Genomic DNA, 26,178 nt, shown 5'->3' with positions numbered 1-26,178 from the left:
CTCCCTGCAAGGGAGGGGGCGGGGGTGGGTTCAGTGGCGGACGAGGCTCGATGCCTCGGCCGTCGCTTTTGTCTCGAACGCTGAGGCTCGCTTGCGCTCGTACCCACCCCCAGCCCCTCCCTTTTAGGGAGGGGAGCTCGTTGGCTGATAGGCCTGCGACCTGATCGTCATCGTGACGACGGGGCAGGGGCGCCCCTAGAGGAAGTTATAGGGGTCCACGTCCACCGCCACGCGAACCTTGCTCGACCATTCGACGCTGCCCAGCCAGTCGCGGATCACGTCCTGCACGTCGAGCTGGCGGCGGGCATGGACCAGCAGGCGGAAGCGGTGGCGGCCGCGCAGCATCGCGAGCGGCGCAGGGGCGGGGCCGAAGACGTGCATTCCCTCCACCTCGGGCGCGGCGCGGCCGATGCGGCGAGCGGCGTCGTTGGCGGCGTCCTTGTCCTCCGACGAGACGATGATCGCCGCGTAGCGGCCGAAGGGCGGCACCTCCGCCTCCTGCCGCGCCTCGGTTTCGGCGGCGTAGAAGCTCTCGGCGTCGCCCGAGACCAGCGCGCGCATCACCGCCGCGTCGGGGGCGGTCGTCTGGATGAAGACATGCCCCGGCTTCTCGCCGCGCCCGGCGCGTCCGGCGACCTGCATGATCTGCTGGAACGTGCGCTCGGCCGCGCGCAGGTCGCCGCCGGCGAGCCCCAGGTCCGCGTCGATCACCCCGACCAGCGTCAGGTTGGGGAAGTGATAGCCCTTGGTCACCAGCTGGGTGCCGACGACGAGGTCGATCTCACCCGCCTCCATCCGGTTGACGAACTCGGCCGCCTTGGCGGGGGACCAGAGCGTGTCGGAGGTGACGATGGCGATGCGCGCTTCGGGGAACAGCGCGGCGGCCTCGTCGGCGATGCGCTCGACGCCGGGGCCGCAGGCGACCAGCGCATCTTCCGCATCGCACTCCGGGCATTTGCGCGGCGTCGGGATCATGTGCCCGCAATGGTGGCAGGACAATCGATGGATCAGCCGGTGCTCGACCATCCAGGCGGTGCAGTTGGGGCATTGGAAGCGATGCCCGCAGGACCGGCACAGGGTGAGCGGCGCATAGCCGCGGCGGTTGAGGAACAAGAGCGCCTGCTCGCCGCGGGCCAGCGTCTCGTCGATCGCGTTGACCAGCTTGGGCGCGATCCAGCGGCCGCGGATCGGCGGCTCGGCGATCAGGTCGATCGGCTCGATCGCCGGCAGCTCCGCCTTGCCGTAGCGGCCGGGGAGCTTGAGCTCGGTGTAGCGACCGAGTGCGACCTGGTGGCGAGTCTCGATCGCGGGCGTCGCAGAGGCGAGCACCACCGGGCAGCGTTCGAACAGGCCGCGCATCACGGCCACGTCGCGTGCGTGATAGTGGACGCCCTCCTCCTGCTTAAAGCTGGTCTCGTGCGCCTCGTCGACGACGATCAGGCCGAGGTTGGCATAGGGCAGGAACAGCGCCGAGCGTGCGCCCACCGTCACCAGCGCCTGACCGGTGGCGATCGCCCGCCAGGCGCGGCGGCGCTGGGTGGAGCGCAGGTCCGAATGCCACGCCACGGGCTCGCAGCCGAAGCGGGCGTGGAAGCGCTTGAGGAACGGCTCGGTGAGCGCGATCTCGGGAAGCAGCACCAGGCTCTGCTGGCCACGTGCGATCGCAGCGGCGATCGCCTCGAAATAGACCTCGGTCTTGCCGGAGCCGGTGACGCCATCGAGCAGGAAGGGCTGGAACGGCTGGTCCGCGACCGCGTCGCACAGCACGCCGGCGACCTCGGCCTGCTGTTCGGAAAGCACCGGCACGCCATGGGCGGGGTCGGGGATCGGATAGGGGGCGTCGATGTCGACGCTCACCGCCTCGATCGCGCCGGCCTTCACGAGGCCGCGCACCACCGCCTCCGACACGTCGGCCATGGTGGCGAGCTCGCGCACCAGCCCCTGGCGGTCGCCGATCCGCTCCAGCGCCTGCTCGCGCTGCGGGGTGAGCCGGTCCGGCACCTGGCCGGTGGCCCGATATTCGGTGGCGAGCTTCGCGCCCTCCAGCGCGGAGGTCGAGGACAGCGCCATGCGCAACACCGAGGCGGGGGCGGCGAGATAATAGTCGGCGGTCCACTCGATCAGCCGGCGCAAGGGGGCCGGGATCGGCGGCGCGTCGACCACGCCCAGCAGCGGGCGCAGGCGGTTGTCGCCCACTTCCTCGCAGGGCAGCCGCTCCGGCTCCCACACCACCCCCAGCAGCTGGCGGGGGCCGAGCGGCGCGATCACGATCGAGCCCGGCTCGACCGTCATGCCATGCGGCACGCGATAGTCGAGGGGGCCGAGGGCGGCGTTGAGGACAAGGACACGGACGCGGGAGGAAGTCATGGAGGGCCCCTAGATAGGGACGCTGCCCGCGATTGGGAATCGCCCGTGCGTCAGCCCGCCGGCTCGTCGCTGCTGCGGCGGCCGAAGGTGCGATAGCCGCGGGCGGAGCCGCGCCGCTCGCGCTTGGCCTCGTAGAGTGCCTTGTCGGCGCAATGGATGAAGCCGCGGGCGGTTTCGGGGCAGTCCTCGAACCGGGCATAGCCAATGGTGGCGGAGATCGGCAGCACGCCCGCCGCGGTCTCCACCGGCTGGCGAAGCTGTTCCAGCAGCCGCCCGGCGACACCCGGCAGGTCCGCATGGAGGGTCGGATCGGTCACGATCAGCGCGAACTCGTCGCCGCCGAGCCGTGCGGCAAGGCTGCCGGCGAGCATCGGATCGCGCAGGCGCGCGCCGACCGCGCGCAGCATGTCGTCGCCCACGACATGGCCATGGGTGTCGTTAATCCCCTTGAACTCGTCCAGGTCGATCAGCATCAGGGCAAACGGCGCCTGGGTGCTGCGCGCGCGCTCGATCGCTTCGGACAGGGCACGGTTGAACGCGCTCCGGTTGGCGATGCCGGTCAGGGAATCGGTGTCGGCAGAGCGGCGGAGCTTTTCCTCCAGCAGCCAATGCTCGGTGATGTCCTGCATTACCCCGCTGACGCCGGTGGCGCGACCCTCCTCGAACTCGACGTGCGCGATCGATCGGACGCGCCGTTGGTTGCCCTTGGCGGTGACGAAATCCAGTTCCAGCGTGAACGGCTCGCCCGTTTGCGTCGTCTTCTCGACCAGCGCCGCCAGGTCCGGTCGGCTGATGCCGCTGAAGAAGCCGATCGCCTCGTCCACCGAGAGCGCGGTCTTCGGGGGCAGTTCGTAGATGCGGTACATGCCCTCCGACCACAGGGTCTCGTCGGTTTGGAGCGAAAACCACCAGGAGCCGATGCGGGCGAGGCGTTCCGCCTGGCGGAAGGTCAGGTCCTGCCGCTGCAACTGGCGGCTTTGTTCGGCGGCGGTCCGGGCGACCGCGACGGCGGCTGCGGTGGCGACCTCGGCCTCGATCACCTTTTCGAGGATGTCGCCCAGCTGGCGCAGGACGGCGAGCGCGCCGGGCGGCAGCGAGCGCGGCGTCACGTCCATGACGCACAGCGTGCCGACCGCCTCCGTCACCTGGCGCGCGCGGTCGGTGACGTGCAGCGGCACGCCGGCATAGAAGCGAACCGGATCGGCCGCAGTCACCACCGCTAGGCTGCGGAAGCGCGGGTCGGTCGTCGCGTCGTCCACCACCAGCGGGGCATCGCTGTCGACCGTCACGTCGCAGAACGCTTCCGCGCGTGGCAGCGGCTGTTTCGGCATGCCAAAGCCTGCCTTCACCCAGAACCGGTCACCCTCGATCAGGTTCACCGCGGCGATGGGGGCAGCGATCAGCTCGCGCGCGATCTTTGCGACCATTTCGAACGCGGCATCCGGCGCTGCGGCAAGCAGCGTCTGGAGCTCCGCCGGCGACATCGCGATTTCGCGCGCAGCATTGTACAAACGCTCCGGCATTCGCCACGGCTAGCGCGGCGGAGTTGATTTTCGGTTATTTTTCTTGAGGGTTGGCGGGTGGAAGTGGGGGAAGAGACGGGCACCGAGCCGCTGCCGCTGCGCTACGGCCGCCACCTTGCGCGGGATCGCCGCCGCTCCGCGCATACGGTGCGCGCGTACCAGGCCACGGCCGAGCGGCTGCTGGCGTTCCTGCGCGGCCACCTGGGCGGGCCGGTCGGCGAGGCGGAGCTGAAGGCGCTCTCCGCGACCGACCTGCGTGCGTTCCTGGCGCACCGCCGGGCGGAGGGACTCGGCAACGCCTCGGCCGCGCGCGAGCTGTCGGCGGTGCGCGGCTTTCTCGCCTGGGTGGGCGGGGAGGGCGCGTCGCTGCCGCGGGTGAAGGGCCCGCGCGTGAAAAAGGGCGTGCCGCGCCCGATCTCGCCCGACGAGGCGATCGCCCTGGCGGAGGACGTGTCGGAGGACGCGGCCGAGCCCTGGATCGCGGCGCGCGACTGGGCGGTGCTGCTGCTGCTGTACGGTGCGGGCCTGCGCATCGGCGAGGCGCTTGGGCTGACCGGGGCGGTGCTGCCGCTGGGCGAGGCGATCGCGGTGACCGGCAAGCGTGCCAAGACGCGGATGGTGCCGCTGCTGCCGCCGGTGCGCGACGCGATCGACGCCTATGTACGGCTCAACCCCTGGGGCACGGCGCGCGATGCCGAGCTGTTCCGCGGCGCCAAAGGGGGCCCGCTGGCGGCCGGCGTCGTGCGCCGATCGGTGCGGGCGGCGCGGGTGCGGCTGGGGTTGGGCGACCGCACGACGCCGCATGCGCTGCGGCACAGCTTCGCCACCCATCTGCTCGGCCGGGGCGCGGACCTGCGCGCGCTGCAGGAACTGCTGGGGCACGCGAGCCTCAGTTCGACCCAGGTCTATACCGCGGTCGATGCGGCGCATCTGCTCGACGTCTATCGCAACGCCCACCCGCGGGCGTGATCGCGGGCGCCCGTGCTCATGCGAAGTGAGGACTAGCGCTCCGCCCGCGGCTTCCAGGTGACGACGCGATAGACGTAGCCGACCACGATGATGACGGAGAGGGCGATGGTCACCGGGCCGACATATTGCTCCAGCTCGCGGAAGTTGGAGCCGAAGTAGAGCCCGGCCCAGGCGAGCACCGCGTTCCAGATCGCGCTGCCGGTGAAGGTCGCCAGGATGAAGCGCCAGTGCGGCATGCAGGCCATGCCGGCGGGCAGCGACACCATGGTGCGGAAGGTGGGCAGGAAGCGGAACACGAACACCACCCAGGCGCCGCGCGAGTAAAAGAAGCGCTGAAGCTTCTCCACATCCTCCCACTCCAGCGTCAGCCAGCGGCCCCAGCGGTCGACGAAGGGCTTGAGGCCGAGGTAGCCGAAGTGCCGGCCGAGCGCGTACCAGAAGTAGTTGCCCGCAACCGATCCGACCGTGCCCCACAGCACCAGCGGCGCCATCGACATGGTGCCGCGCGCGACGGCCATGCCGCCCAGCCCCATGATCACTTCCGACGGAACCGGCGGCACGACGTTTTCGAGCGCCATCAAGAGGGCGATACCGAGGTAGCCGCCCCAGGCGATCGCATCGAGGATGAAGTCGGTCATGACGAGGCTAACGCGCTAGATGCGGGGCGGGGGCCAAGCTCAGCCGCGTTCCGCTACCCGCCGCTCGATCGCGTCCCAGATCATCGCGCCGGTGTCGGTGCCGTTGAAGCGGTCGATCGCGACGATGCCGGTGGGGGAGGTGACGTTGATCTCGGTCAGCCACTTGCCGCCGATCACGTCGATGCCGACGAACAGCAGCCCGCGCCGCTTGAGCTCCGGGCCGAGTTCGGCGCAGATCTCGCGCTCGCGATCGGTGAGCTCGGTCTTCGCCGCGGAGCCGCCGACCGCCAGATTCGAGCGGATCTCGCCCTCGCCCGGCATGCGGTTGATCGCGCCCGCCACCGCGCCGTCGACCAGCACGATGCGCTTGTCGCCTTGCGCAATCTCCGGAAGGAACGCCTGCACCATGTGCGGCTCGCGATAGGCGGTGTTGAACACCTCGATCAGCGAGGAGAGGTTCTGCCCGTCTTCGTCGATCTTGAAGATCGCCTTGCCGCCGTTGCCGTGAAGCGGCTTGACCACGATCGAGCGATGTTCGGCGAGGAAGATGCGCGCTTCCTCGACCGATCGCGTGATCAGCGTCGGCGGCATGAAATGCGCATAGTCGAGCACGAACAGCTTTTCGGGCGCGTTGCGGACCTGCGCGGGGTCGTTCACCACCAGCGTGCGATCTGCGATCCGCTCGAGCAGGTGGGTGGCGGTGATGTAGCCGAGGTCGAAGGGCGGGTCCTGGCGCATCAGCACCACGTCCGCCTGGTCGCCGAGGTCGAGCTTCACGGGATCGCCGAAGCTGAAGTGGTTGCCCTCGACGCGCTGCACCGTCACCGGGTGCGCACGGGTCCAGACGCGGCCGGCCTGGTAGTTCAGGTCCTCGGCCGCATAGTGGAACAGCCGGTGCCCGCGCGCCTGTGCCGCCAGCATCAGCGCGAAGCTCGAGTCGCCTGCGATGTTGATCGAATGGAGCGGATCCATCTGGACGGCGACGGTCAGCGGCATGCGGGAACTCCTTGTTGCCCGCGGGAGGTAGGCGCGGGGGCGGGGATTGTCACGGGTGGACGGGGCGGATCCGGTCCGAACTGTTCGCGCTCTCCCCTAAGCCCGTTCGTCTCGAGCGGTATCCTCCCGAGACCCGTTCGCCTCGAGTAGCCGTCGAGCTTGTCGAGACGGCGTATCGAGAGGTCGGCCGTTGTGGCTCTCTCGATACGGGCTCTCGACAAGCTCGATCCCTACTCGAGACGAACGGGGAGGGGAGAGGATGGTACCCTGATCCCCGCTCAGCCGATCCACGCGTTCTCGATATGCCGCACCGGCACCCCGCGCGCGACCAGCACCACGTCGATGCGGATGTCGTCGTTCGGCCCGGCATAGCGGGGCATCAGCATCTCCGCCGCCGCCGCGACGCGCTGCAACCGCCGCTCGTCAATGGCGAGGTCCAGCGCCGCTGCGCTCCCGCGCGCCTTCACCTCCACGAACGCCACCACCGATCCGCGTCGCGCGACCAGGTCCACCTCGCCGGCGCGCGTCCGCACGCGCCGGTCGAGGATGCGCCAGCCCTTGAGCCGCAGGTACCAGGCGGCCCAGCGCTCGCCCGCGCGGCCCTGCGCCTCGGCCGCGCGGCGGTCCCTCATTGGCCCTTCAGTTCCATCGCCCGCGCGTAGAGTAGCTTGCGGTCGAGCCCGAGTTTCTTCGCGACCTCACCCGCCGCCTTGGAGACGGGGAGGCGGGCGAGGGCTTCGAGGAGCGCTGCATCGGCGGTGTCCGCGTCGGCCGGGGGTGCCTCGCCGGGGGGTGCCACGACGATCACGATCTCGCCCTTGGGCGGGGCCTCGGCATAGCGTTCGGCGAGCTGGGAGAGCGTGCCGGTCACGCACTCCTCGAACTTCTTGGTGATCTCGCGCGCGACCGCGGCTTCGCGGTCGCCGAGCCCTTCGGCGAGGGCGGCCAGCGTCGCGGCGAGGCGGGGGCCGCTTTCGTAGAGCACGAGCGTCGCACGCACCGCCGCGATCTCGGCGATCGCCTCGGCTCGAGCGTGCTGCTTGGGCGGCAGGAAGCCCAGGTAGAAGAAGCGGTCGGTCGGCAGCCCTGCGAGCGTCAGCGCGGAGATGGCGGCGCACGGCCCCGGCACCGTCACCACCAGATGCCCTGCGGCGCGGGCGTCGCGCACCAGCTTGTAGCCGGGATCGGAGATCAGCGGCGTGCCCGCGTCGGACACCAGGGCCACCGCCTCGTGCCCCATGCGCGCGACCAGGCCGGGGCGGACGCCTTCGGCGTTATGGTCGTGATAGGGCACCATCGGCCGCTTGGTGCCGATGTGGCGGAGCAGCCCCGCGGTGACGCGGCTGTCCTCCACCGCGATCACGTCGGCAGAGGACAGGACCGCCGCCGCGCGGGGGGAAAGGTCGCCGAGATTGCCGATCGGGGTCGCGACGATGTAGAGGCCGGGGGATAGTGGTGCGTTCATCAGGGGAATGTCATGGCAGAGGCGGCAACCGTACCGCAATGGACGCGTCGGCTGATCCGCACCGCGGCAGTCGCGGGAGCATTGTTCCTGGCAGGGTGCCAGACACTGGTGCCGCGGGGGGTGCCAGACCGCGCGCCGCCGCCGCCCAAGGAGCAGCCGACCCCGGGCACCGGGCCGGAAACCGTCCAGCCGGGCATCCCGGAGGACAAGCAGCGCCACCGCGTCGCGCTGCTGGTGCCGCTTTCGGGCCCCAATGCCGGCGTGGGCCAGAGCCTGGCCAACGCCACCCAGCTCGCGCTGCTCGATTCGCGCAGCGAGCAGGTGCGGATCACCACCTATGACACCGCGACCGGCGCGGCGGCGGCGGCGCAGCGCGCGCTTGCGGAGGGCAATCGCCTGATCCTGGGCCCGCTCTTGTCCGAGGACGTGCGCGCGGTGGCGCCGATCGCGAAGCGCGCGGGCGTACCGGTGCTGAGCTATTCCAACGACATCAGCGTCGCGGGCAACGGCGCCTATGTGATGGGCTATTCGCCCTCGCAGTCGATCAGCCGCGTCGTCGACTATGCCAAGCAGACCGGCATCACCAGCTTTGCGGGGCTGGTGCCGACCGGGGTCTATGGCCAGCGCGCCTCCACCGCCTTCCTGCGCGCGGTCGAAACCGCGGGCGGCCAGGTCGTGTCGCTCCAGACCTACAACCGCGGCAATGGCGGCATTGCCGCCGCGGTCACGCGCCTGCCCAAGAACTCGCCCTATCAGGCGGTGCTGATCGCCGATGCGGCGGGAACGGCCGCCACCGCCGTGCCGCTGCTGCGGCGTGAAGCGGCGACGGTGCGGGTGCTGGGCACGGAGCTGTGGAACACCGATTCCGCGGTGGGGAGCAACGCGGCGCTCAACGGCGCCTGGTTCGCCAGCGTCTCCGACGGGCTCTATCGCCAGTACGCCACCAAGTACCGGGCGCGCTTCGGCAACGCGCCGTACCGGCTGTCGAGCCTGGGCTACGACTCGGTGCTGCTCACCATCCGCATCGCGCGCGAGTGGAAGGTGGGCGACCGCTTCCCCGAAGCGAAACTGACCGACAGCGGTGGCTTTGCCGGTCTGGACGGTGCCTTCCGCTTCGGCCGCGACGGGATCGCCGAGCGCGCGCTGGAGGTGCAGGAAGTGCGGGGCGGCACCACCGCCACGGTCTCTCCGGCACCGCGTTCGTTCGAGTAGGCCTGCGAAACCTGGGTACCCCGGCGCAGGTCGGGGCCCAGTTGCGGGGCAGCTGGAAAGGGTCCCGAACTTCGCGACCACCTTCCCACCTGGGCCCCGGCCTTCGCCGGTACGGGAGCAGGCCCCAGTTCCGCGGGCCGGACTTCGGCAAGACTTCTGCCAGTGCTCCTGCGAAGGCAGGAGCCCAGGATTTCAAGCGACGAAAATCGTCGCTCTGCTTGGCCTGGATTCCTGCCTGCGCAGGAATACGGGTGTGACCAATGGACAGCGGTCTGTTTCGCAGAGGTCTCGCGCAGGCGAGGTTGAGGGGCCGGCAGAGCAAGCGCTGGTAGCGCCCGGGGCCCTGGGCTCCTGCCTTCGCAGGAGCACGCGGGGGGCGTCCAGAGGTCGCGCGTTGCTTAGCCTCGCGCCACTTCCCGTAGCACCGCGTCGAGCAGCGGCATGCCCGCGGGGGTGAGCGCCAGCCGGTCGCCGTCGTGGGCCACCAGCCCCTGGGCTGCGAGGCGATCGACCGCTGCCAGGTCGACCACCTGGTCGATCGTCGTGCCGCCCAGCGCCGCGACGCGGGCCAGGTCGATGCCCTCGCGCATCCGCAGCCCCATCACCAGCGCCTCCGTCACGCGCTCCGCCGGGGCGAGCGCGACTTCGCTCTCGGCGCCGTGGCCGTTGCGCGCGACCGCGGACAGCCAGTTCTCCGGCTTCTTGCGGCGGAAGGTCGCGATGCCCTCGCGCCGCCCGTGCGCGCCGGGGCCGACGCCCGCATAGTCGCGATAGCGCCAGTAGGTGAGGTTGTGGCGGCTCTCCGCCCCGGGGCGCGCGTGGTTCGACACCTCGTAGAGCGGCAGCCCGGCGGCAGCGGTGCGCGCCTGGGTCGTCTCCCACAGGTCCGCCGCCAAGTCCTCGTCGGGCAAGGTCAGCGCGCCCTTGGCCGCGAGGGTGGCGAAGCGCGTGCCCGGCTCGATCGTCAGCTGGTAGAGCGACAGATGCTCGGTGCCGAAGCCGAGTGCGCGGTCCAGCTCCGCCTCCCATGCGGCAAGGCTCTGGCCCGGTCGGGCATAGATGAGGTCGAAGCTCACCCGGCCGAAATGGCGTTGCGCGGTGGCGAGCGCGGCCAGGCCCTCGTCCACGCCATGCGCGCGCCCGAGAAACGCGAGCGCTTGGTCGTCCAGCGCTTGAAGCCCCAGGGAGACCCGGTTGACGCCGGCCGCGGCCAGGTCCGCGAAGCGTGCCGCCTCCACCGACGAGGGGTTCGCCTCCAGCGTGATCTCGATGCCGGGCTCGGCAGGCCAGGCGTTCGTCGCCGCCTCGATGATGGCGGCCACGGTGGCCGGCGGCATCAGCGAGGGCGTGCCGCCGCCGAAGAAGATCGAGGCGAGCCGCCGGCGGGGCAGGCGTTCCGCCTCATAGGCGAGGTCGGCGAGCAGCGCGTCGCGCCACGCCTGCTGGTCCACCGCCTCGCGCACATGGCTGTTGAAGTCGCAATAGGGGCATTTCGACACGCAGAACGGCCAGTGGACATAGAGCGCCAGCGGGGCGCCCGAGGAGGTTTGTTCCGGGAACATCGCCGCCCCATATGGTGCGCATGCGAGCGAGGCAAAACATCCTGTGGGCGATGCTGGCGATGCTGGCCGCCTGTTCGTCCCCGGAAGGGGCAGACCGCGTGGTCGAGGCGCGCACGTTCAAGGGCACGGCGCCGCGCGGGGCGACGCTGCTGCGCCAGGCGATGCAGCAGGGGCATGACGCGGCGCGCGCCGAGGTCGGCCTGCCGCCGCTGGTCTGGTCGGACCAGCTTGCCGAAGGGGCGCGGGCCTATGCGCAGACGCTGGCGCGGACCGGGCGCTTCGAACATTCGCCGGAGTCGCAGGCGGCGAACCGCATCGGCGAGAATCTGTGGACCGGCACGCGCGGCGCCTATCGTTATGAGGAGATGATCGGCCACTGGCGCGGCGAGAAGCGCGACTATCTCCACCAGCCGGTGCCGAACTTCTCGCGCACCGGCCGCTGGCAGGACGTGGCGCACTACGGCCAGTTGGTGTCTCGCCGGACGCTTCGATACGGCTGCGCGCTCGCGAGCAGCAAGCGCGACGATTATCTGGTGTGCCGCTACGATCCGCCGGGCAATCTGGTCGGCGTACGCGTCTATTAGCCCTCGTCCCGGGGACGCGGCGCTACAACATAGGTAAAGACCGAAGCCATTGCCGCTGGCGCTCGCATGGTTCAAACCGCGGGCATGGCGCTTCAGCAGCACGTCGAAATCCCGTTGGGTGGCCAGATCGTCGATCCCGAGCTTCCCCAGCGGCGCCTGGCCCTGGTCGCCGAAGCGGCAGAGGGGCTGCTGGGGGCAGAGGATCCTGCCCGCATGGTCGACGAACTGTTCGGCCTGATCCAGTCGGAGCTGCGGCTGGACGTGTTCTTCAACTACCGCTTGGAAGGCGAGCGGCTGGTGCTGGAGGCGCATGGCGGATTGACGCCGGAACAGGCGGCCGCGGGCGCCGAGCTGGATCTGGGGCAGGCCGTCTGCGGGTGCGCCGCCCGCGACCGGCAGCGGTTCCATGTGACGGGCGTCCAGCAGTCCCAGGATCCGCTGGTCGCGTTCGTCCGCGACGTGGGCCTGGACGCCTATGCGTGCACGCCGCTCCTGCACGGGGACCGGTTGATCGGCACGCTCGGCTTCGGGCGGAAATGGGCCGATCGCTTCACCGACGACGAGCTCAGCTTCCTCCACACGCTGTGTCATTTCGTGGCGCTCGCGACATACCGGCTGATGGTCGAGCAGGAGCTGCGGGCAGGGATCGAGCAGCGGGACAAGCTGCTGGGCGAGCTCAACCACCGGGTGCGCAATGCCTTGCAGCTCGCCGTCAGCGTGGTGCGCCTGGAAGTGACCTCCGCGGAGGATCGCGCCTTCTCCGACGCGCTGCTGCGGGCTGCCGACCGAATCGAGGTGATCGCGTCGGCCCATCGCCCGCTCTATGCCTCGGACGATCCGAGCACCGTCGCCGTTGCCGACCTTTTGACGGCGGCCGGCGGTGGTTCGATCGACGGACCCCTGACCGTGAAGGACGGGGCCGGTGCGAAGCTGCCGATCGAGCAGGGCGTGGCCCTGGCGCTTCTCGTTCACACGGCCTTTGCGGAAGGCGGCGCGCCGGATCAGCCCGCGTCGGTGGAAATCGCGGAGCAGGCGGGCGGGACCGGGATGGACGTGACGCTGGCGGGCGTGCGCCCGGAGACCGATGCCCTTTCCGGGCGACTCGCGCGGGCGCTGCTGCGGCAGTTGAACGGCGTCGTCGAACCCGGGGCGGACGGCCTCACGATCCGCATCTCGACTGCCAACAGGAGCTGAAGACGTTCCGATGTTCAATCTGCTGATCGTCGAAGACGAAGCGCTGATCGCGATGATGATGGAGGACGCGCTGATCTCCCGCGGGCACCGGGTGGTCGGTGTGGCGGATACGCTTCCGTCCGCGCTCGATCTCGCCGGCGCCCACCCGATCGACCTGGCGCTGTGCGACGTGCGCCTGGCCAACGGCGACAGCGGCGTCGAGGTCGCGACGCGACTCGCACAGCAAGGCATCCCGGTCGTCTATGTGAGCGGCAACTGCCCCGCAGACGCGCCGCACCCCCTGGTGATCGGCTGCGTCAACAAGCCGGTGCCGGTCGCCGCACTCCACGCGACGGTGCTGGCGGCCTGCCAGATCGCGAAGGCCGACGAGCCGGTCGCCGTTCCGCCCGCGCTGATTTTGTACCGCTGACCGTTCTTCCGCGCGGCAGCGCTATTGCAGGTGCCGCTCCGCCTCGCGCGCCATGATCGTGAGCAGGGTCGGGTCGAAGGGCGTGGTGCGGGGCGTGCTGTCGGCGACGCATAGCGCGCCTAGCGCATGGCCGTTGCCGTCGAGCACCGGCACCCCGGCATAGAAGCGCAGGAAGGGCTCGGCCTGCACGGTCTCATAATGGACGAAGCGGGGATCCGCCCGCGTGTCGGGCACGATCAGCGGCTCACCGGGCGTGTGGATCGTGGTCGCGCAGATCGCGGTGTCGCGGCTCGTCTCGCGGGTGTTCAGCCCATGCTCGGCGAGCAGGACCTGCGTGCGCTTGTGGATGATGGAGACGGCCGCGAAGGCGGTGCCGTAATGGGCGGCGGTCAGGTCGACGATCCGCTTCAACTCGGGATGGCCGTGCAGGGCCAGCGCGCCGCTCTCGTCGACGGCCCCCTGTCGCTTCCGCTCCTTGTCGAAAGCGCTCATCCATGCGCTCATATGCTGCACTGGACGCCTCCCCCGATCGCCCCCAACATCCGGGACTCGGATGTCGGCACGCCTTGCGCGTACCCGCCGGGATTTCGTCAATATTGCGAGCCGCTCGCACAGTAAAGGGGCGTTCGGGTCCGGCGGGGTCGGGGAAAATACGGGTGTTCGTCGGCACTTATGCTGAGGGAGACTTTGCCGGTCCGTGCGTTCGTCCCGAAATGGAGCAGTCGATCTCGGCGCTCGACTGAGCCGGGCGGCGGGTGCCGAGGCGCCCGCCGCCCGCTGCCGGATCAGAGAACCGCGGCCACGAGCTGGCGGAAGGCGTCGGCGCGGTGGCTGATCGCGTGCTTTTCCTGCGGGTCGATCTCGCCGAAGCTCTGGTCCATGCCGTTGGCGATGAACATGGGGTCATAGCCGAAGCCGAGTTTCCCGCGCGGCGGCCACACCAGCGTGCCGTCGACCCGGCCCTCGAACCATTCGACATGGCCGTCCGGCCAGGCGAGCGCCAGCGCGCAGACGAAGTGCGCGTCGCGGCTGACGTCCGGGCCGAGCGCGGCCAGCCGCTCCTCGACCAGCCGCATGGCGAGGTCGAAGTCCTTGGCCTCGCCGCCCCATCGCGCGGAAAAGATGCCGGGCTCGCCACCCAGCGCATCGACGCACAGCCCGCTGTCGTCGGCCAGCGCCGGCATGCCCGACAGGTCGGCCGCCTGGCGCGCCTTCAGCTCGGCATTGGCGACAAAGGTCGTGCCGGTCTCCTCGGGCTCGGGCAGGTCGAGCGCACCCGCCGAGATCGGCTCGATGCCATAGGGGCCGAGCAGCTCGGCGATCTCGCGCACCTTGCCGGGGTTGTGGCTGGCGATCACCAGCTTGCCGGGGGCGAGCTTGCGGATCGCCTGGGGCTCGGGGCCTTCGCCGCTCACCGACCGGCGGCCTTGAGCTGGGCGGCGAAGATCTCGCCGCAGCCGATGCGGGCGAGGCGGAGCAGGCGGAGCAGCGCTTCCTCGTCATAGCAGGCGCCCTCTGCCGTTGCCTGGACCTCGGCGATGTTGCCGTCGCTGGTCAGCACGAAGTTCGCGTCGGCGTCGGCGGCCGAGTCCTCGGGGTAATCGAGGTCGAGCACCGGCGTGCCTTCGTAGATGCCGCAGCTGACGGCGGCGACCTGGCGGGTGATCGGATCGGCGGTGAGCTTGCCCGCTGCCATCAGCCCGTCGACCGCCAGCCGCAGCGCCACCCAGGCGCCGGAGATGGAGGCGGTGCGGGTGCCGCCGTCGGCCTGGATCACGTCGCAGTCGATCGTGATCTGGCGCTCGCCCAGCGCCTTGAGGTCGCAGACGGCGCGCAAGGAGCGGCCGATCAGCCGCTGGATTTCCTGGGTGCGGCCGGACTGCTTGCCCTTGGCCGCCTCACGGCTGCCGCGGGTGTGGGTGGCGCGCGGCAGCATGCCGTATTCGGCCGTCACCCAGCCTTCGCCCTTGCCGCGCAGGAACGGCGGCACGCGCTCTTCGACGGAGGCGGTGACCAGCACCTTGGTTTCGCCAAAGCCGATCAGCACCGAACCTTCGGCGTGACGGGTGAAGTTGGGCTGGATCGAGATGGCGCGCATCTCGTCGGGGGCGCGGCCGGATGGGCGCATGGGTTCAGTCTCCTGCAAGATCGTTGGCGGCACCTAGACCGCCGACGGGCGTTCCGCCAGTCCGACGAAACAGGGAGACGAGGCTTGATCCGGTTGACGATGATGGCAGGCGCGGCACTGGCGCTGGCGGCGTGCACGCCAAACGGCGGCGGCACGGCGTCTGCAGGCAGCGAGGCTGCGACCGCGGGCGAGACGATCCGATTTGCCACCGATCGCTGCTTCGGCACCTGCCCGGTGTACAGCGTCACGGTGCGGCCCGATGGCACCGGCACCTTCGAGGGCGAGCAGTTCACCGCCGTGACCGGCGCGCGCGATTTCACGCTGACGCCGGCCCAATATCGCGCCTTTGCCGATCGGCTGGCTGCGTTCCGCCCGGCGGAGGTCGAGCGGCGGGTCGAGCCGGGGTCGCCGCTGTGCCCCAATCATGCGACCGACATGTCCTCCGTGGACGTGACCTGGTCCGGCGGGGCGGGGGGCACGCGGCACCTCCACCAGTATCTCGGTTGTGTCGGCGAGGATGACCGAGACACCCGTACGGCGCTGCGCACCGCACCCGAGCTGCTGCCGATCGCAGCGTTCCTCGGCGAGCGGCCGGTCGGGCGCTGAGGGTTTCCCCTCTACGGGGAACCGCCAATCCCCACATAGGGTACCCCGGCGAAGGCCGGGGCCCAGTTGCGGTGTCATGGGTGAGGGCGCACTGTCCCTTCCACAAACCTTCCAACTGGGCCCCGGCCTTCGCCGGGGTACGAAGAAGGGAAGGCGGACCAGGTCCGTGCTCCTGCGCAGGCAGGAGCCCAGGGTTACCTAAGTGCCGCGCTTGTGGCTCTGGGCTCCTGCCTGCGCAGGAGCACAAGTTGCGGTTACGGTTCGGCGCGCTCGCCAGCGGAACCCGCATCGCATTTCACTTCTGGAGCAGGCGCACGGCAGCCCCTACATGACACCCATGAACCCGCCGATCACCGAGCTGACCGACCGCGCGCGCGACGTGTTCCGCCAGGTGGTGGAGTCCTACCTCGAGTCCGGCATGCCCGTCGGCTCGCGCACCATCGCCCGGATGTCCGGGCTGAACCTGTCGCCGGCGTCGATCCGCAACGTCATGCAGGACCTGGAGGAGGCGGGGCTGCTCGCAGCGCCCCATACCAGCGCCGGGCGCATGCCGACCGACCAGGGGCTGCGCCTGTTCGTCGACGGCATGATGCACGTGATGGAGCCCTCCGCGCAGGAGCGCGCCGCGATTGAGGCGCAGGCGAGCATCGCCGGTTCGATCGAGGAGGCGCTGGCCGGTACCACCGCCACGCTTTCCGGCCTGTCGGCGTGCGCGGGCATGGTGATGGTGCCCAAGCGCGACGTGGTGATGCGCCAGTTCAGCTTCGCGCCGCTGGGCCACGACCGCGCGCTCGCGGTGCTGGTCGGCTCGGACGGGTCGATCGAGAACCGCGTGGTCGAGCTGCCGCCCGGCATGACCGCATCGGCGCTGGTGGAGGCGTCCAACTATCTCACCGCGCGTCTGGGCGGCCAAACACTGGCCGAGGCGCGCACCGGCATCGAGCAGGAGATCCAGGCGGAGCGGGCCGCCCTCGACGAGGCGGCGCGTACGCTGGTGTCGCGCGGCCTGGCGCTGTGGAGCGAGGATGGCGACCGCCGCCCGGTGCTGATCGTGCGCGGCCAGGCGCGGCTGCTCGATCCGTCCGCCGCCGCCGACCTCGACCGCGTGCGCCAGCTGCTCGACGAGCTGGAGGGCAAGGAGGAGATCGCCCGCCTGTTGGCCTCGGCGAGCGAAGGCGATGCCGCGCGCATCTTCATCGGTTCGGAAAACAAGCTGTTCGCGCTGTCGGGCTCGTCGGTGATCGCCAAGCCCGTGCGCGCGCTCGATGGCCGCGTGGTCGGTGTCGTCGGGGTGATCGGCCCTGTGCGGTTGAACTACGCGCGAGTCGTGCCCATGGTGGACTTCACTGCCGCAACGCTCACGCGTCTGCTGGCCTGATGCTCGAGAGAAGAGAATGACCCAGGAAGAGAACACCCCGAACGCGACCCCCGAAGACCTGCGCGAGGAGACCGCACAGGAGGCGCCGGAGGTTGCCGAGCACGACCGCGCAGGCGAACTGGAGGCGGAACTCGCCGAGACCAAGGCGCAGCTGCTCTATGCCCGGGCCGACATCCAGAACGTGCGCCGCCGCGCCGAAAAGGAAGTGGCGGATGCGCGCGCCTATGCCGCGACGGGCTTTGCCCGCGACATCCTCTCCGTCGCCGACAATCTGTCGCGCGCGCTGTCGGCGATCCCGGCCGAGCTGCGCGAGGACGAGAAGATGAAGGGCCTGATCACCGGCCTGGAAGCGACCGGCCGCGAACTCGACAGCGTGTTCGCCCGCCACGGTATCTCGCGCATCGTCGCCCAGGGCGAGGCGCTCGACCCCAACCGCCACCAGGCGATGCTGGAGATCCCCAGCAACGATGCGGAGCCGGGCACGATCGTGCAGGAAATCCAGACCGGCTACATGATCAAGGACCGGCTGCTGCGCCCGGCGCTGGTGGGTGTCGCCAAGAAGCCGGACGCCTGACGCGACCGGCGGCGCACGCGGCGACGCGGTCATGAGCCCAGGCGCGCCCAGTGCGCTGAACCTCCCGCGCTTCGAGCATCTCGCCAACCGCCGCGCGATCATCGATCGCGGGGCGGTGGCGGAGCAGCTTGCCGAGTTGCAGGCGCCCGATACGGCGTCCTTGCGGCGCGCGGCCAGCGCGCTGCTGCGCGATGCGCTCGACCGCGGCCGTGCGGAGATCGCGCGTCGGTTCGAGGAGAAGCCCACCCAGGGCCTCCAGACCGCGGCCGCCGGCGCCTACCTGACGGACGGGATCCTGCGGCTGCTGCTCGACTTCATCGTTACGCGCCTCCATCCCAATCCCAACCCGACCGCGGCCGAGCGGATGACCATGATCGCGGTCGGCGGCTATGGCCGGGGCGAGATGGCGCCTTTCTCGGACGTCGATATTGGCTTCCTCACGCCCTGGAAGCAGCCGGCTTGGTGCGAGCAGGTGATCGAGTCGGTGCTCTATGCGCTGTGGGACATCGGGCTGAAGGTCGGCCATTCGTCCCGCTCGTTGGACGAGATGATCCGCCAGGCGCGCGCCGACCATACCGTGCGCACCGCCCTGCTGGAGGGGCGGTTCCTGTGGGGCGATTCCGCGCTGTACGACGAGGCCGCCGCCCGCTTCATGAGCGAGGTGCAGGCCGACGGCGCCCGCCAGTTCGTCGCCGAGAAGCTCGCCGAGCGGGAAGCACGCCACCTCAAGATGGGCGACAGCCGCTACGTCGTCGAACCCAATGTGAAGGAAGGCAAGGGCGGCCTCAGGGACCTCCACGCGCTCTTCTGGATCGGCAAGTTCGCCTATGGCGTGCGCCGCGCGGCCGAGCTGGTGGACCGCGGCCTGTTCACGCCGCAGGAATATCGCCAGTTCCAGCGCGCCGAGAACTTCCTCTGGGCGGTGCGCTGCCACCTGCACCTGATCGCCGGCCGCGCCGAGGAGCGGCTGACCTTCGACGTGCAGCGCCAGATCGCGGAGCGGATGCGCTACGCCGACCGGCCGGGCAAGCCCAAGGTCGAGCGGTTCATGCAGTTCTACTTCCTGCAGGCGAAGCGCGTCGGCTATTTGAGCGGGCTGTTCCTGGCGCATCTGGACGAGAAGTTCGCCGGGCGCGGGCGCCGCTTCGGCCTGCCGCAGCTGCGCCGCCGGCCGAGCCGGCTCAAGGGCTTCGTGCTCGATCGCGGTCGCCTGGCACTGCCGCACGACCGCTTCTTTGCCGAGGACCCGGTGCGGCTGGTGGAGATCTTCGCGCTGGCGGACCTGCACGCGGTGGAGGTGCATCCGCTGGCGATGCGGGCGGCCGCGCGCGACGCGCACCTGATCACCGACCATCGCCGCGATCCGCGCGCCAACGCCCTGTTTTTGGACGTGCTGACCTCGCCGCGGACCCCGGAAAAGGTGCTGCGCTGGATGAGCGAGGCGGGGGTGCTCGGGCGGCTGGTGCCGGACTTCGGCCGGGTCGTCGCGCAGATGCAGTTCGACATGTACCACCATTATACGGTGGACGAGCACACCATCCGCGCGATCGGCCTGCTCAACCAGATCGAGCGCGGCGAGCTGATCCAGGACCATCCGCTGTCGTCGGCGCTGTTTCCGGGCGTGGTCCAGCGGCGCGCGCTCTATGTGGCGGTGTTCCTGCACGACATCGCCAAGGGCCGCGACGGCGACCATTCAATCCTGGGCGCGGCGGTCGCCGAGCGGCTGTGCCCGCGCTTCGGCCTGACCGCGGCGGAGACGGAGACCGTCGCCTGGCTGGTCCGCCACCACCTGCTGATGTCGGCGACCGCGTTCAAGCGCGACCTGTCCGACTTCAAGACCATCCTCGATTTCGCGGAGGTGGTGCAGAGCCCGCAGCGGCTGCGCATGCTGCTGATCCTGACGGTGGTCGACATCCGCGCGGTGGGGCCGGGCATCTGGAACGGGTGGAAGCGCCAGCTGCTCGCCACCCTGTTCGACTCGGCCGAGGAGGTGCTGCGGCTGGGCCACAAGCAGCGCGGGCGCGGCGAGCGCATCGCCGCCAAGCAGGAGGCGCTGCAGCAGGCGCTCGGCTGGGACGCGGAGCGGCTGGCGAGCTTCATCGGCCAGTTGCCCGAAGCCTATTGGGTGGCGGAGCCGAGCGACGTGCTGGTCCGCAACGCGCGGCTGATCGACGGGGCAGGGGACGCACCGCTCGCGATCGATACGGTTGCCGACCCGGAGCGCGATGCGACGCTGGTGACGGTGCACGCGGCCGACCATCCCGGCCTGTTCTACCGAATCGCCGGTGCCATCCATGCGGCGGGCGGCAACATCATCGACGCGCGCATCCACACGACGCGCGCCGGCATGGCGCTCGACAATTTCCTGGTCCAGAACCCGCAAGGGGGGCGCTTCGACGACGAAGGCCAGCTGGAACGGCTGCGCACCGGCATCGCGGACGCGCTGGCCAACCGCGCCCGTCTGACCGAGCGCCTGTCCGCCAAGCCGCTGCCGCACCCGCGGGCCGGCGCCTTTTCGATCACCCCCAACGTGCTGATCGACAACCAGGCGTCGAACCGCTTCACCGTGGTGGAGGTCAACGCCCGCGACCGCCCCGCGCTGCTCCACCACCTGGCGCACGCGCTGTTCCAGTCGAAGGTGACGATCCATTCCGCGCACGTCGCCACCTTCGGCGAGCGCGCCGTCGACACCTTCTACCTGACGGACCTGACCGGCGACCGCATCACCGCCTCCGCCCGCATCCGCGCGCTGGAGGCGCGGCTGCTGGAGGCGGCGGGGGGATCGGCGGAGCAGGCGGCGGCGTAGCGACGAACGCTCGTGCTCCTGCGCAGGCAGGAGCCCAGGGTGGTGGAGCGTGACGCCCGTGGCTCCCGCGGCAGACGCAAGGGCTCTCCCGATGCCGCTGCGCCAAGACCGAAGCGGCGGCAGGAGAACCTTCCTGTCGGATCACCGCTCCGGAAGCGTTAGCGCCATGCGCGCTGCGCTGCCGAATAGCGGTCCGGAAGCATCCTGAGCGGTGGCGCTGCCGTGAACATGGCGTGTGCGGCATCCACCGTCGGACGGTGCAGGACGTCAGTCTCGGCAGAGGCTTGGGCAAGCAGGAACGTCTCGGACCCGATCGGCGGACCCTGCGTCAGATCCCGTGACCACACGCCAGCCAATCCCTGCGGATCGCGTAGGCACTGATAGGCGCGCTGTTCGTGATCTCGAATGCGCGGGAGGTGTATCCGACGGCTTTCGACCTGTTCGGCGTCCGCCACTCCGGCCATGATCGCACCGGCCTCATCGGCACGCCCGAGTCCCTTGAGGGCACATGCGCGAATCCAGTCGAACTGCGGCAGGGCGTTCGGGACCTGATTTGCAGGAGCAGTCTTGAGGAACGTGGCGCGCGCCGCTTCCGACAACTCGAGCGATTCCGCATAGTATCCGGTCTCCGCCAGCCGCGCCGCCAACGAAAGACGCAGGTTCAAGCTGAAGGGGCTGTCGCCAAGCAGCTGGATGCCCTGACGCCATACATCCAGCTCCCGCTCGGTCTGTTTCAGACCTTCAAGGACTTGCGCGGTGTCTCGTATGATGGCCTGGAGTTCGAGGTGATCCAGAGTGCTGGTGCCCCGTTCTCGCTTCCGCTCCGACGTGAGCAGTTCGAGCGCGGCTTCCCACTGGCCGGCGTCCATCAGGGCATCGACATATTGTCCCAGGGCACGCGCACGGCGGCTCAGGCCAACGTTCGCCATCTCGTCGTTGGGAGCGGTCAGTCGACCTTCTTGCCAGCCCCGGCGCGTTCTCTCGAGGCTCTGATCCCGCAGCTTCGACATATCGTCGCCGCCCATGCGTTCGAGGGCGGGCCAGAGAAATGCCAGTCGCTCGTCCGCGAGCAGCGCCAGTGCCTGACGCGGTCCATGAACGACATAGCGGCTCCAGCCTGCGGAGTTGTCGGCAGGTCGATGCCGAAGCGTCGCGAGGTCGTCGTCGATGTCGAGTGCGATGATGCTCGGCACGCCGGCAATGATCGCCTGGCCCTTGATCTCTTCAGCCGCGGCCGGCGCGGCGCATGCGACAACCACGCATGCGGCAACAGTTGTGAAAAAGCGCACCATCTCCGTCCCCCTTCACGCGTGGATGCGCTGCGGGAATGACGGTTCCGTGACGCTGGTGCGGTACTCCTTCGACCTGTGCGCCTGTGGCTCTGGGCTCCTGCCTGCGCAGGAGCACGGTTGGCGGGTGCAGGCTATACCTTCGCCGGGATGGCGGAGGAGGTACCCGTACGCGCCCACCACAAGCGAAAACCGCGACGAAATCGCCGCCCGTTGTCGCGCTCTGCCGAAAACGTCCGTGCTTAGTACGGCGACATTCTTAGCCGAGCCCGTACCCCATTGAAGGCATCACCAAGCTCGTTCAGGTCGTCGACGGTCGAAGCGACCGCCGCGGGTGTCCAGCGGTCACCATTGCTGTTCGTCGGCTGATCAACGGAACCAGGTAGATGCTGGCCTTACCTGACCCAGAGGCGGCCGATCGGAAAAACGATGGCTGCGACTGCCACTGGCACCAGCAGCACTGCGCTGGCGGCCAGCATCGCCATGCCATGTCCCATATCGCCGCTGTGGTTGTACGCTGGCGCGGCCATCGCCCTTTCGATGCGAACCCAGATCGCGGCGAAACCCAGCAGCATGGCGGCACCAAGTACGAGAAGCGGCCGGAGCATTCCCCGCCACGCAACCTGCGCAAACAGGCCGTTCCAGGCAGCATAGCCTCCCCAGAACAGCACCAACATGGCGGTTGCCTTCATGACCTGTCGCCCCACTATCGCGGATAGTCGAGAGAGGATGGGAGCCGGCGGTTCGAGGGGCAACGTGCGCTTGCGGGATTGCCGTCGCGGCTACCCTAAGACCAGAACGGGCGTTGGCTGCCTGCCTGCTTCCTAGGTGCGATTTCGCCGCGGCAAACGTCAGAAGTTGGTGGTTATTTGCCGTTGACATCGACTGTAAGCAGACGGAAAATCAGCCCATGCAGGACGCCGCATCTCCTCCGGCCTTAGTAGAGACGCAGCCCGCAACTCCCATCATCGAGATCACTTTTTCGCCCTCGGAGGAACACGCCTCTCGATACAAGTCAGAGTTGATGTTGCTTAACAATCAACTTTGGAGGCGAATATTCTTCAGTCGTATCGCTTACTTCTATGTAGATGGCGAAGGTGAATTTCTGAACTTAGTGATTTCGATCCGTCCGGGCAACGCGGAAAATGCCGAAGCGATCGATGTTGTAGTGGATTACAACTGGGGGAGTGCCAAGATTCGCACGATTACATATAGATGTAGCCGCCGAGACGTGGGGGCGGAGTGCGTGGAGCGCATTTATCGAACGGTCCAGCGCATTGCTCCTGTATCCGTGCGGTCAGCGCCCGCAGCAGAACTTGTTTTCGATTGATTGCGAAGCTTCGGGGAGCGTTCGTGGTGATCCGCTTTCCAGCCCTTGGATGGCTGATTGAATTTCCGCAAGTGGGCGTTTCCCGCCGTCCCTTCGGGTAGAGGTGACGCCTGCAGCCCTGGGCTCCTGCCTGCGCAGGAGCACGGTTGGCTTGGGCGCACGCCATCGATCCTCCGTCATGCTGACGCAGGTCAGCATCCAGACGCGCGACGCCTGCGGCTCCAGCGGTAGCGGCGATGAATCCTGACTTCCGTCAGGATGACGGGGAGGGACGTGCCGGCGCCCACCCCGCACAAACGAAAACGGGCGACGAAACCGCCGCCCGCTTGGTCGTTCTTGCCGGAAGGCCCGTGCTTACTTCGGTGCGAGCACCATCAGCATCTGGCGGCCTTCCATGCGCGGATAGGCTTCGACCTTGCCGATCTCGATCACGTCCTGCTGCACGCGCTGGAGCAGCTGCATGCCGAGCTGGCCATGCGAGAGCTCGCGGCCGCGGAAGCGCAGCGTGACCTTGACCTTGTCGCCTTCGCCCAGGAAGTCGTGGATCTTCTTCATCTTCGTATCATAGTCATGATCGTCGATGTTCGGACGCATTTTGATCTCCTTGATCTCCTGCGTCTTCTGGGTCTTGCGGGCGATGTTCGCCTTCTTCTGCGCCTCGTACTTGAACTTGCCGACGTCCAGGAACTTGGCGACGGGCGGGTCCGCGTTGGGCGACACCTCGACCAGGTCGAGCCCGACCTCCGCGGCCTGCTCGATCGCCTCCCGCGTGTACATCACACCCAGATTCTCGCCGTCCTGGTCGATCACGCGAACCTTGGGCGACTGGATGAATTCGTTGAAACGCGGGCCGTTCATCGGCGGGGGCGCCATGGGACGGCGCATCATGGGCGGACGGATAGGTGTAGCTCCTTGAGGTTGTTTCGAGTCTCTATGTAGTGGACGCAGGCGCCCATGAAAAGTTCAGTCGCGCGGAACTCGCTCCAAAAGGAGCCGAATCCCGCGCGAAAGAACCCTGGCAGCGCCGTTCGGCGCGGCGTCGCGGTCAGTTGCGGCGCAGATCGGGGGCGACCGCCTCAGCCGTCAGCATCGCCACCGCCTCGTCCAGCGTCAGCATCTGCTGCCCCTGGCTGCCCAGGCGGCGGAGCGCGACGGTGCCTTCCTCGGCCTCGCGCTTGCCCACCACCAGCAGGTTGGGGACCTTGGCCAGCGAATGCTCGCGCACCTTGTAGTTGATCTTCTCGTTGCGAAGGTCGGTCTCGACTCGCAAGCCGGCGGCCTTGAGCTTCTCCACCACCTGCTGCGCATAGTCGTCGGCGTCCGACACGATGGTCGCGACCACCGCCTGCACCGGCGCCAGCCACAGCGGGAAGCGGCCGGCGTGATGCTCGATCAGGATGCCCAGGAAGCGCTCGAACGTGCCCAGGATCGCGCGGTGGAGCATGACGGGGCGATGGCGGTTGCCGTCCTCGCCCACATAGCTCGCGTCGAGTCGCTCGGGCAGCACGCGGTCCGACTGGATGGTGCCGACCTGCCAAGTGCGCCCGATCGCGTCCGTCAGGTGGAATTCGAGCTTGGGCGCGTAGAAGGCGCCTTCGCCCTCGAGCTCCTCGAAGTTCGCCTTGATCTGGTCCGACAGGCCCGACTCGAGCACTGCGCGCCGCAGCTCGTCCTCGGCCAGATCCCACATCGCGTCACTGCCGAAGCGCTTCTCCGGGCGCAGCGCCAGCTTCACGGCGTAATCCTCGAAGCCCAGGTCGCGATAGACGCTGTCGAGCAGCTCGCAGAACTTGCGGACCTCGTCGACCAGCTGGTCCTCACGCACGAAGATGTGCGCGTCGTCCTGGGTGAACTGGCGCACGCGCATGATGCCGTGCAGCGCGCCGTGCGGCTCGTTGCGGTGGCAGCAGCCGAACTCGGCCATGCGGATGGGCAGGTCGCGGTACGACTTGATCCCCTGGCGGAAGATCAGCACGTGCGCCGGGCAGTTCATCGGCTTCAACGCCATCAGGTCGGCGTCGCCGGAGATCACCGCGCCCTCGTCCTCGGTGTTGGGCACCTCGTCGGGGACGACGAACATGTTCTCGCGATACTTGCCCCAGTGGCCGGACTGCTCCCACTGGCGCGCGTCCATCAGCTGCGGCGTCTTGACCTCGTCATAGCCGGCCGCATCCAGCCGGCGGCGCATGTACGCCTCCAGCTGGCGCCACATGATGTAGCCCTTGGGGTGCCAGAAGACGGAGCCCTGCGCTTCCGACTGGAGGTGGAACAGGTCCATCTCCGCGCCGATCTTGCGATGGTCGCGCTTGGCGGCTTCCTCCAGCCGGGTGAGGTGCTCCTGGAGCTGCTTCTTGTTGAGCCAGCCGGTGCCGTAGATGCGGCTCAGCATCGCGTTCTTCTGGTCGCCGCGCCAATAGGCGCCCGAGACCCGGGTGAGTTTGAACGCCTGCGGATCGAGCTTGCCGGTCGATTCCAGGTGCGGTCCGCGGCACATGTCGAGCCAGGCGTCCTCGGCCTTGCCGGCGCGATAGACGGTCAGCTCCTCGCCATCGGGGAGCTCGGCGGCCCATTCGGCCTTGAACGTCTCGCCCTTCTCGCGCCAGCGCGCGATCAGCGCCTCGCGGGTCCACACCTCGCGGATCAGCGGCTCGTTCTTGGCGATGACGCGGCGCATCTCCTCCTCGATCGCGGGCAGGTCCTCCTCGGTGAAGGGGCGATCCTTGGGCGCGAAGTCGTAGTAGAAGCCGTCGTCGGTCGCGGGGCCGAAGGTGATCTGCGTGCCCGGGAACAGATTCTGCACCGCCTCGGCCAGCACATGGGCATAGTCGTGGCGGGCGAGCTCCAGCGCGTCGGCCTCGTCCTTGCTCGTCAGCAGCGCGAGGTTCGCGTCGCCTTCGAACGGGCGCTGCAGGTCGCGCACCTCGCCGTCGACGCGCGCGGCGATCGCCGCCTTGCGCAGCCCCGGCCCGATCGCCTGCGCGATGTCCGCGGGGGTAGTCCCCGGCGCTACCTCGCGGACGGAACCGTCGGGCAGCGTGATGCGGAACAGTGCGGACATGGGGATCACTTCTCGGCTGATTGGAGGAACCACGGTCAATGTCGTGGCAGGGGTCCTTTAGACAAGTCGCGCGCGTTGGTCACCTATGCG

General features: G+C 69.1%; 24 protein-coding genes. 10 read left to right on the top strand and 14 right to left on the bottom strand.

Features of this window, described 5'->3' with window-relative positions; translation table 11 throughout:
• Window positions 1-195 precede the first annotated feature (195 nt).
• Together ABDZ92_RS06250 and ABDZ92_RS06245 are read right to left on the bottom strand one after the other, a co-directional pair.
• Window positions 196-2,367 (bottom strand): primosomal protein N', encoded by a 2,172-nt coding sequence (locus ABDZ92_RS06250; protein WP_125961583.1) that lies wholly within the window; start codon window positions 2,365-2,367, stop codon window positions 196-198.
• A 50-nt stretch (window positions 2,368-2,417) separates the two neighbouring features.
• The gene (locus ABDZ92_RS06245; protein ID WP_125961584.1) at window positions 2,418-3,890 is read right to left on the bottom strand and encodes a sensor domain-containing diguanylate cyclase; all 1,473 of its coding nucleotides are present in this window, start codon (window positions 3,888-3,890) and stop codon (window positions 2,418-2,420) included.
• A 63-nt stretch (window positions 3,891-3,953) separates the two neighbouring features.
• Here ABDZ92_RS06245 and ABDZ92_RS06240 point away from each other — a divergent pair, with 63 nt between their 5' ends.
• The gene (locus ABDZ92_RS06240; protein WP_272695123.1) at window positions 3,954-4,859 is read left to right on the top strand and encodes a tyrosine recombinase XerC; all 906 of its coding nucleotides are present in this window, start codon (window positions 3,954-3,956) and stop codon (window positions 4,857-4,859) included.
• A 32-nt stretch (window positions 4,860-4,891) separates the two neighbouring features.
• Here ABDZ92_RS06240 and ABDZ92_RS06235 read toward each other — a convergent pair whose 3' ends face one another.
• From ABDZ92_RS06235 to rsmI, 4 genes are all read right to left on the bottom strand, one after another.
• Window positions 4,892-5,497, bottom strand: coding sequence for a DedA family protein (locus tag ABDZ92_RS06235; protein ID WP_125961585.1), 606 nt, complete (start codon window positions 5,495-5,497; stop codon window positions 4,892-4,894).
• 39 nt (window positions 5,498-5,536) lie between these two features.
• A complete protein-coding gene (gene gshB / locus ABDZ92_RS06230; protein WP_125961586.1) occupies window positions 5,537-6,493 on the bottom strand; it encodes a glutathione synthase in 957 nt (318 codons plus the stop codon).
• A 278-nt stretch (window positions 6,494-6,771) separates the two neighbouring features.
• A complete protein-coding gene (locus tag ABDZ92_RS06225; RefSeq protein ID WP_125961587.1) occupies window positions 6,772-7,125 on the bottom strand; it encodes a YraN family protein in 354 nt (117 codons plus the stop codon).
• Window positions 7,122-7,958 (bottom strand): 16S rRNA (cytidine(1402)-2'-O)-methyltransferase, encoded by an 837-nt coding sequence (rsmI, locus tag ABDZ92_RS06220; RefSeq protein ID WP_125961588.1) that lies wholly within the window; start codon window positions 7,956-7,958, stop codon window positions 7,122-7,124. The genes ABDZ92_RS06225 and rsmI overlap by 4 nt, the downstream gene beginning before the upstream one ends.
• 12 nt (window positions 7,959-7,970) lie before the next feature.
• Here rsmI and ABDZ92_RS06215 point away from each other — a divergent pair, with 12 nt between their 5' ends.
• Window positions 7,971-9,170 carry a penicillin-binding protein activator gene (locus tag ABDZ92_RS06215; protein ID WP_125961589.1) on the top strand — a complete coding sequence of 400 codons (1,200 nt, stop codon included), beginning with the start codon at window positions 7,971-7,973 and terminating at the stop codon, window positions 9,168-9,170.
• Between the two features lie 398 nt (window positions 9,171-9,568).
• On the opposite strand, the gene hemW is transcribed toward ABDZ92_RS06215, so the two are convergent.
• The gene (gene hemW / locus ABDZ92_RS06210) at window positions 9,569-10,732 is read right to left on the bottom strand and encodes a radical SAM family heme chaperone HemW (RefSeq protein ID WP_125961590.1); all 1,164 of its coding nucleotides are present in this window, start codon (window positions 10,730-10,732) and stop codon (window positions 9,569-9,571) included.
• A gap of 20 nt (window positions 10,733-10,752) precedes the next feature.
• Between hemW and ABDZ92_RS06205 the strand changes: the two genes are divergently transcribed.
• The 3 genes from ABDZ92_RS06205 to ABDZ92_RS06195 all read left to right on the top strand — a co-directional run bounded on the left by ABDZ92_RS06205 (window position 10,753) and on the right by ABDZ92_RS06195 (window position 12,919).
• Window positions 10,753-11,316 carry a CAP domain-containing protein gene (locus tag ABDZ92_RS06205; protein ID WP_239435261.1) on the top strand — a complete coding sequence of 188 codons (564 nt, stop codon included), beginning with the start codon at window positions 10,753-10,755 and terminating at the stop codon, window positions 11,314-11,316.
• A 66-nt stretch (window positions 11,317-11,382) separates the two neighbouring features.
• Window positions 11,383-12,510, top strand: a complete 1,128-nt coding sequence (locus tag ABDZ92_RS06200) for a GAF domain-containing protein (protein WP_125961592.1) — start codon at window positions 11,383-11,385, stop codon at window positions 12,508-12,510.
• Between the two features lie 10 nt (window positions 12,511-12,520).
• The gene (locus tag ABDZ92_RS06195; protein WP_125961593.1) at window positions 12,521-12,919 is read left to right on the top strand and encodes a response regulator; all 399 of its coding nucleotides are present in this window, start codon (window positions 12,521-12,523) and stop codon (window positions 12,917-12,919) included.
• Between the two features lie 21 nt (window positions 12,920-12,940).
• Here ABDZ92_RS06195 and ABDZ92_RS06190 read toward each other — a convergent pair whose 3' ends face one another.
• The 3 genes from ABDZ92_RS06190 to rph form a co-directional block, all read right to left on the bottom strand.
• Window positions 12,941-13,411, bottom strand: a complete 471-nt coding sequence (locus tag ABDZ92_RS06190) for a GAF domain-containing protein (protein WP_164521315.1) — start codon at window positions 13,409-13,411, stop codon at window positions 12,941-12,943.
• A 293-nt stretch (window positions 13,412-13,704) separates the two neighbouring features.
• Window positions 13,705-14,334: an RdgB/HAM1 family non-canonical purine NTP pyrophosphatase gene (gene rdgB, locus ABDZ92_RS06185; RefSeq protein ID WP_125961595.1), complete on the bottom strand. Its 630-nt coding sequence runs from the start codon at window positions 14,332-14,334 to the stop codon at window positions 13,705-13,707.
• Complete coding sequence (gene rph, locus ABDZ92_RS06180; RefSeq protein WP_125961596.1) at window positions 14,331-15,047, bottom strand: ribonuclease PH; 717 nt, start codon at window positions 15,045-15,047, stop codon at window positions 14,331-14,333. The genes rdgB and rph overlap by 4 nt, the downstream gene beginning before the upstream one ends.
• Window positions 15,048-15,131: 84 nt before the next feature.
• On the opposite strand from rph, the gene ABDZ92_RS06175 reads away from it, so the two are divergent.
• From ABDZ92_RS06175 to ABDZ92_RS06160, 4 genes are all read left to right on the top strand, one after another.
• Entirely contained in the window at window positions 15,132-15,653 is a 522-nt protein-coding gene (locus ABDZ92_RS06175; RefSeq protein ID WP_272695122.1) for a DUF6438 domain-containing protein, read from the top strand.
• A gap of 337 nt (window positions 15,654-15,990) precedes the next feature.
• Window positions 15,991-17,031, top strand: coding sequence for a heat-inducible transcriptional repressor HrcA (gene hrcA / locus ABDZ92_RS06170; RefSeq protein ID WP_125961640.1), 1,041 nt, complete (start codon window positions 15,991-15,993; stop codon window positions 17,029-17,031).
• 16 nt (window positions 17,032-17,047) lie between these two features.
• A complete protein-coding gene (grpE, locus tag ABDZ92_RS06165) occupies window positions 17,048-17,605 on the top strand; it encodes a nucleotide exchange factor GrpE (RefSeq protein WP_125961597.1) in 558 nt (185 codons plus the stop codon).
• A 31-nt stretch (window positions 17,606-17,636) separates the two neighbouring features.
• On the top strand, window positions 17,637-20,411 hold the full coding sequence (locus ABDZ92_RS06160) for a [protein-PII] uridylyltransferase (protein ID WP_125961598.1): 2,775 nt from the start codon (window positions 17,637-17,639) through the stop codon (window positions 20,409-20,411).
• 158 nt (window positions 20,412-20,569) lie between these two features.
• Here the strand turns inward: ABDZ92_RS06160 and ABDZ92_RS06155 are convergent, their stop codons facing one another.
• The gene (locus tag ABDZ92_RS06155; protein WP_125961599.1) at window positions 20,570-21,703 is read right to left on the bottom strand and encodes a hypothetical protein; all 1,134 of its coding nucleotides are present in this window, start codon (window positions 21,701-21,703) and stop codon (window positions 20,570-20,572) included.
• Between the two features lie 392 nt (window positions 21,704-22,095).
• Window positions 22,096-22,392 (bottom strand): hypothetical protein, encoded by a 297-nt coding sequence (locus ABDZ92_RS06150; protein ID WP_125961600.1) that lies wholly within the window; start codon window positions 22,390-22,392, stop codon window positions 22,096-22,098.
• Window positions 22,393-22,610: 218 nt separating this feature from the next.
• On the opposite strand from ABDZ92_RS06150, the gene ABDZ92_RS06145 reads away from it, so the two are divergent.
• Window positions 22,611-23,030 carry a hypothetical protein gene (locus ABDZ92_RS06145; RefSeq protein WP_125961601.1) on the top strand — a complete coding sequence of 140 codons (420 nt, stop codon included), beginning with the start codon at window positions 22,611-22,613 and terminating at the stop codon, window positions 23,028-23,030.
• Between the two features lie 354 nt (window positions 23,031-23,384).
• On the opposite strand, the gene infC is transcribed toward ABDZ92_RS06145, so the two are convergent.
• Both infC and thrS read right to left on the bottom strand, forming a co-directional pair.
• On the bottom strand, window positions 23,385-23,918 hold the full coding sequence (infC, locus tag ABDZ92_RS06140) for a translation initiation factor IF-3 (RefSeq protein WP_125961602.1): 534 nt from the start codon (window positions 23,916-23,918) through the stop codon (window positions 23,385-23,387).
• A gap of 157 nt (window positions 23,919-24,075) precedes the next feature.
• Window positions 24,076-26,088 carry a threonine--tRNA ligase gene (gene thrS, locus ABDZ92_RS06135; protein WP_125961603.1) on the bottom strand — a complete coding sequence of 671 codons (2,013 nt, stop codon included), beginning with the start codon at window positions 26,086-26,088 and terminating at the stop codon, window positions 24,076-24,078.
• Window positions 26,089-26,178: the final 90 nt, after the last annotated feature.

Origin of the sequence: Sphingomonas molluscorum (assembly GCF_039522995.1) — a bacterium.
Classification (GTDB): domain Bacteria; phylum Pseudomonadota; class Alphaproteobacteria; order Sphingomonadales; family Sphingomonadaceae; genus Sphingomonas; species Sphingomonas molluscorum.
Note: the sequence above shows the minus strand (reverse complement) of the source record. Positions and strands in the feature narration are given on the sequence as shown.

Excerpts from the sequence above, each read along its gene's own strand:
- ABDZ92_RS06155 (WP_125961599.1), bottom strand. The coding sequence starts at position 21,703 with ATGGTGCGCTTTTTCACAACTGTTGCCGCATGCGTGGTTGTCGCATGC.
- hemW (WP_125961590.1), bottom strand. The coding sequence starts at position 10,732 with ATGTTCCCGGAACAAACCTCCTCGGGCGCCCCGCTGGCGCTCTATGTC.
- ABDZ92_RS06205 (WP_239435261.1), top strand. The coding sequence starts at position 10,753 with ATGCGAGCGAGGCAAAACATCCTGTGGGCGATGCTGGCGATGCTGGCC.
- ABDZ92_RS06150 (WP_125961600.1), bottom strand. The coding sequence starts at position 22,392 with ATGAAGGCAACCGCCATGTTGGTGCTGTTCTGGGGAGGCTATGCTGCC.
- rsmI (WP_125961588.1), bottom strand. The coding sequence starts at position 7,958 with ATGAACGCACCACTATCCCCCGGCCTCTACATCGTCGCGACCCCGATC.
- ABDZ92_RS06235 (WP_125961585.1), bottom strand. The coding sequence starts at position 5,497 with ATGACCGACTTCATCCTCGATGCGATCGCCTGGGGCGGCTACCTCGGT.
- ABDZ92_RS06250 (WP_125961583.1), bottom strand. The coding sequence starts at position 2,367 with ATGACTTCCTCCCGCGTCCGTGTCCTTGTCCTCAACGCCGCCCTCGGC.
- rph (WP_125961596.1), bottom strand. The coding sequence starts at position 15,047 with ATGCGCCCATCCGGCCGCGCCCCCGACGAGATGCGCGCCATCTCGATC.
- ABDZ92_RS06215 (WP_125961589.1), top strand. The coding sequence starts at position 7,971 with ATGGCAGAGGCGGCAACCGTACCGCAATGGACGCGTCGGCTGATCCGC.
- ABDZ92_RS06160 (WP_125961598.1), top strand. The coding sequence starts at position 17,637 with ATGAGCCCAGGCGCGCCCAGTGCGCTGAACCTCCCGCGCTTCGAGCAT.
- ABDZ92_RS06195 (WP_125961593.1), top strand. The coding sequence starts at position 12,521 with ATGTTCAATCTGCTGATCGTCGAAGACGAAGCGCTGATCGCGATGATG.
- hrcA (WP_125961640.1), top strand. The coding sequence starts at position 15,991 with ATGAACCCGCCGATCACCGAGCTGACCGACCGCGCGCGCGACGTGTTC.
- thrS (WP_125961603.1), bottom strand. The coding sequence starts at position 26,088 with ATGTCCGCACTGTTCCGCATCACGCTGCCCGACGGTTCCGTCCGCGAG.
- ABDZ92_RS06190 (WP_164521315.1), bottom strand. The coding sequence starts at position 13,411 with ATGAGCGCTTTCGACAAGGAGCGGAAGCGACAGGGGGCCGTCGACGAG.
- ABDZ92_RS06245 (WP_125961584.1), bottom strand. The coding sequence starts at position 3,890 with ATGCCGGAGCGTTTGTACAATGCTGCGCGCGAAATCGCGATGTCGCCG.
- ABDZ92_RS06145 (WP_125961601.1), top strand. The coding sequence starts at position 22,611 with ATGCAGGACGCCGCATCTCCTCCGGCCTTAGTAGAGACGCAGCCCGCA.
- infC (WP_125961602.1), bottom strand. The coding sequence starts at position 23,918 with ATGATGCGCCGTCCCATGGCGCCCCCGCCGATGAACGGCCCGCGTTTC.
- ABDZ92_RS06225 (WP_125961587.1), bottom strand. The coding sequence starts at position 7,125 with ATGAGGGACCGCCGCGCGGCCGAGGCGCAGGGCCGCGCGGGCGAGCGC.
- grpE (WP_125961597.1), top strand. The coding sequence starts at position 17,048 with ATGACCCAGGAAGAGAACACCCCGAACGCGACCCCCGAAGACCTGCGC.
- gshB (WP_125961586.1), bottom strand. The coding sequence starts at position 6,493 with ATGCCGCTGACCGTCGCCGTCCAGATGGATCCGCTCCATTCGATCAAC.
- ABDZ92_RS06200 (WP_125961592.1), top strand. The coding sequence starts at position 11,383 with ATGGTTCAAACCGCGGGCATGGCGCTTCAGCAGCACGTCGAAATCCCG.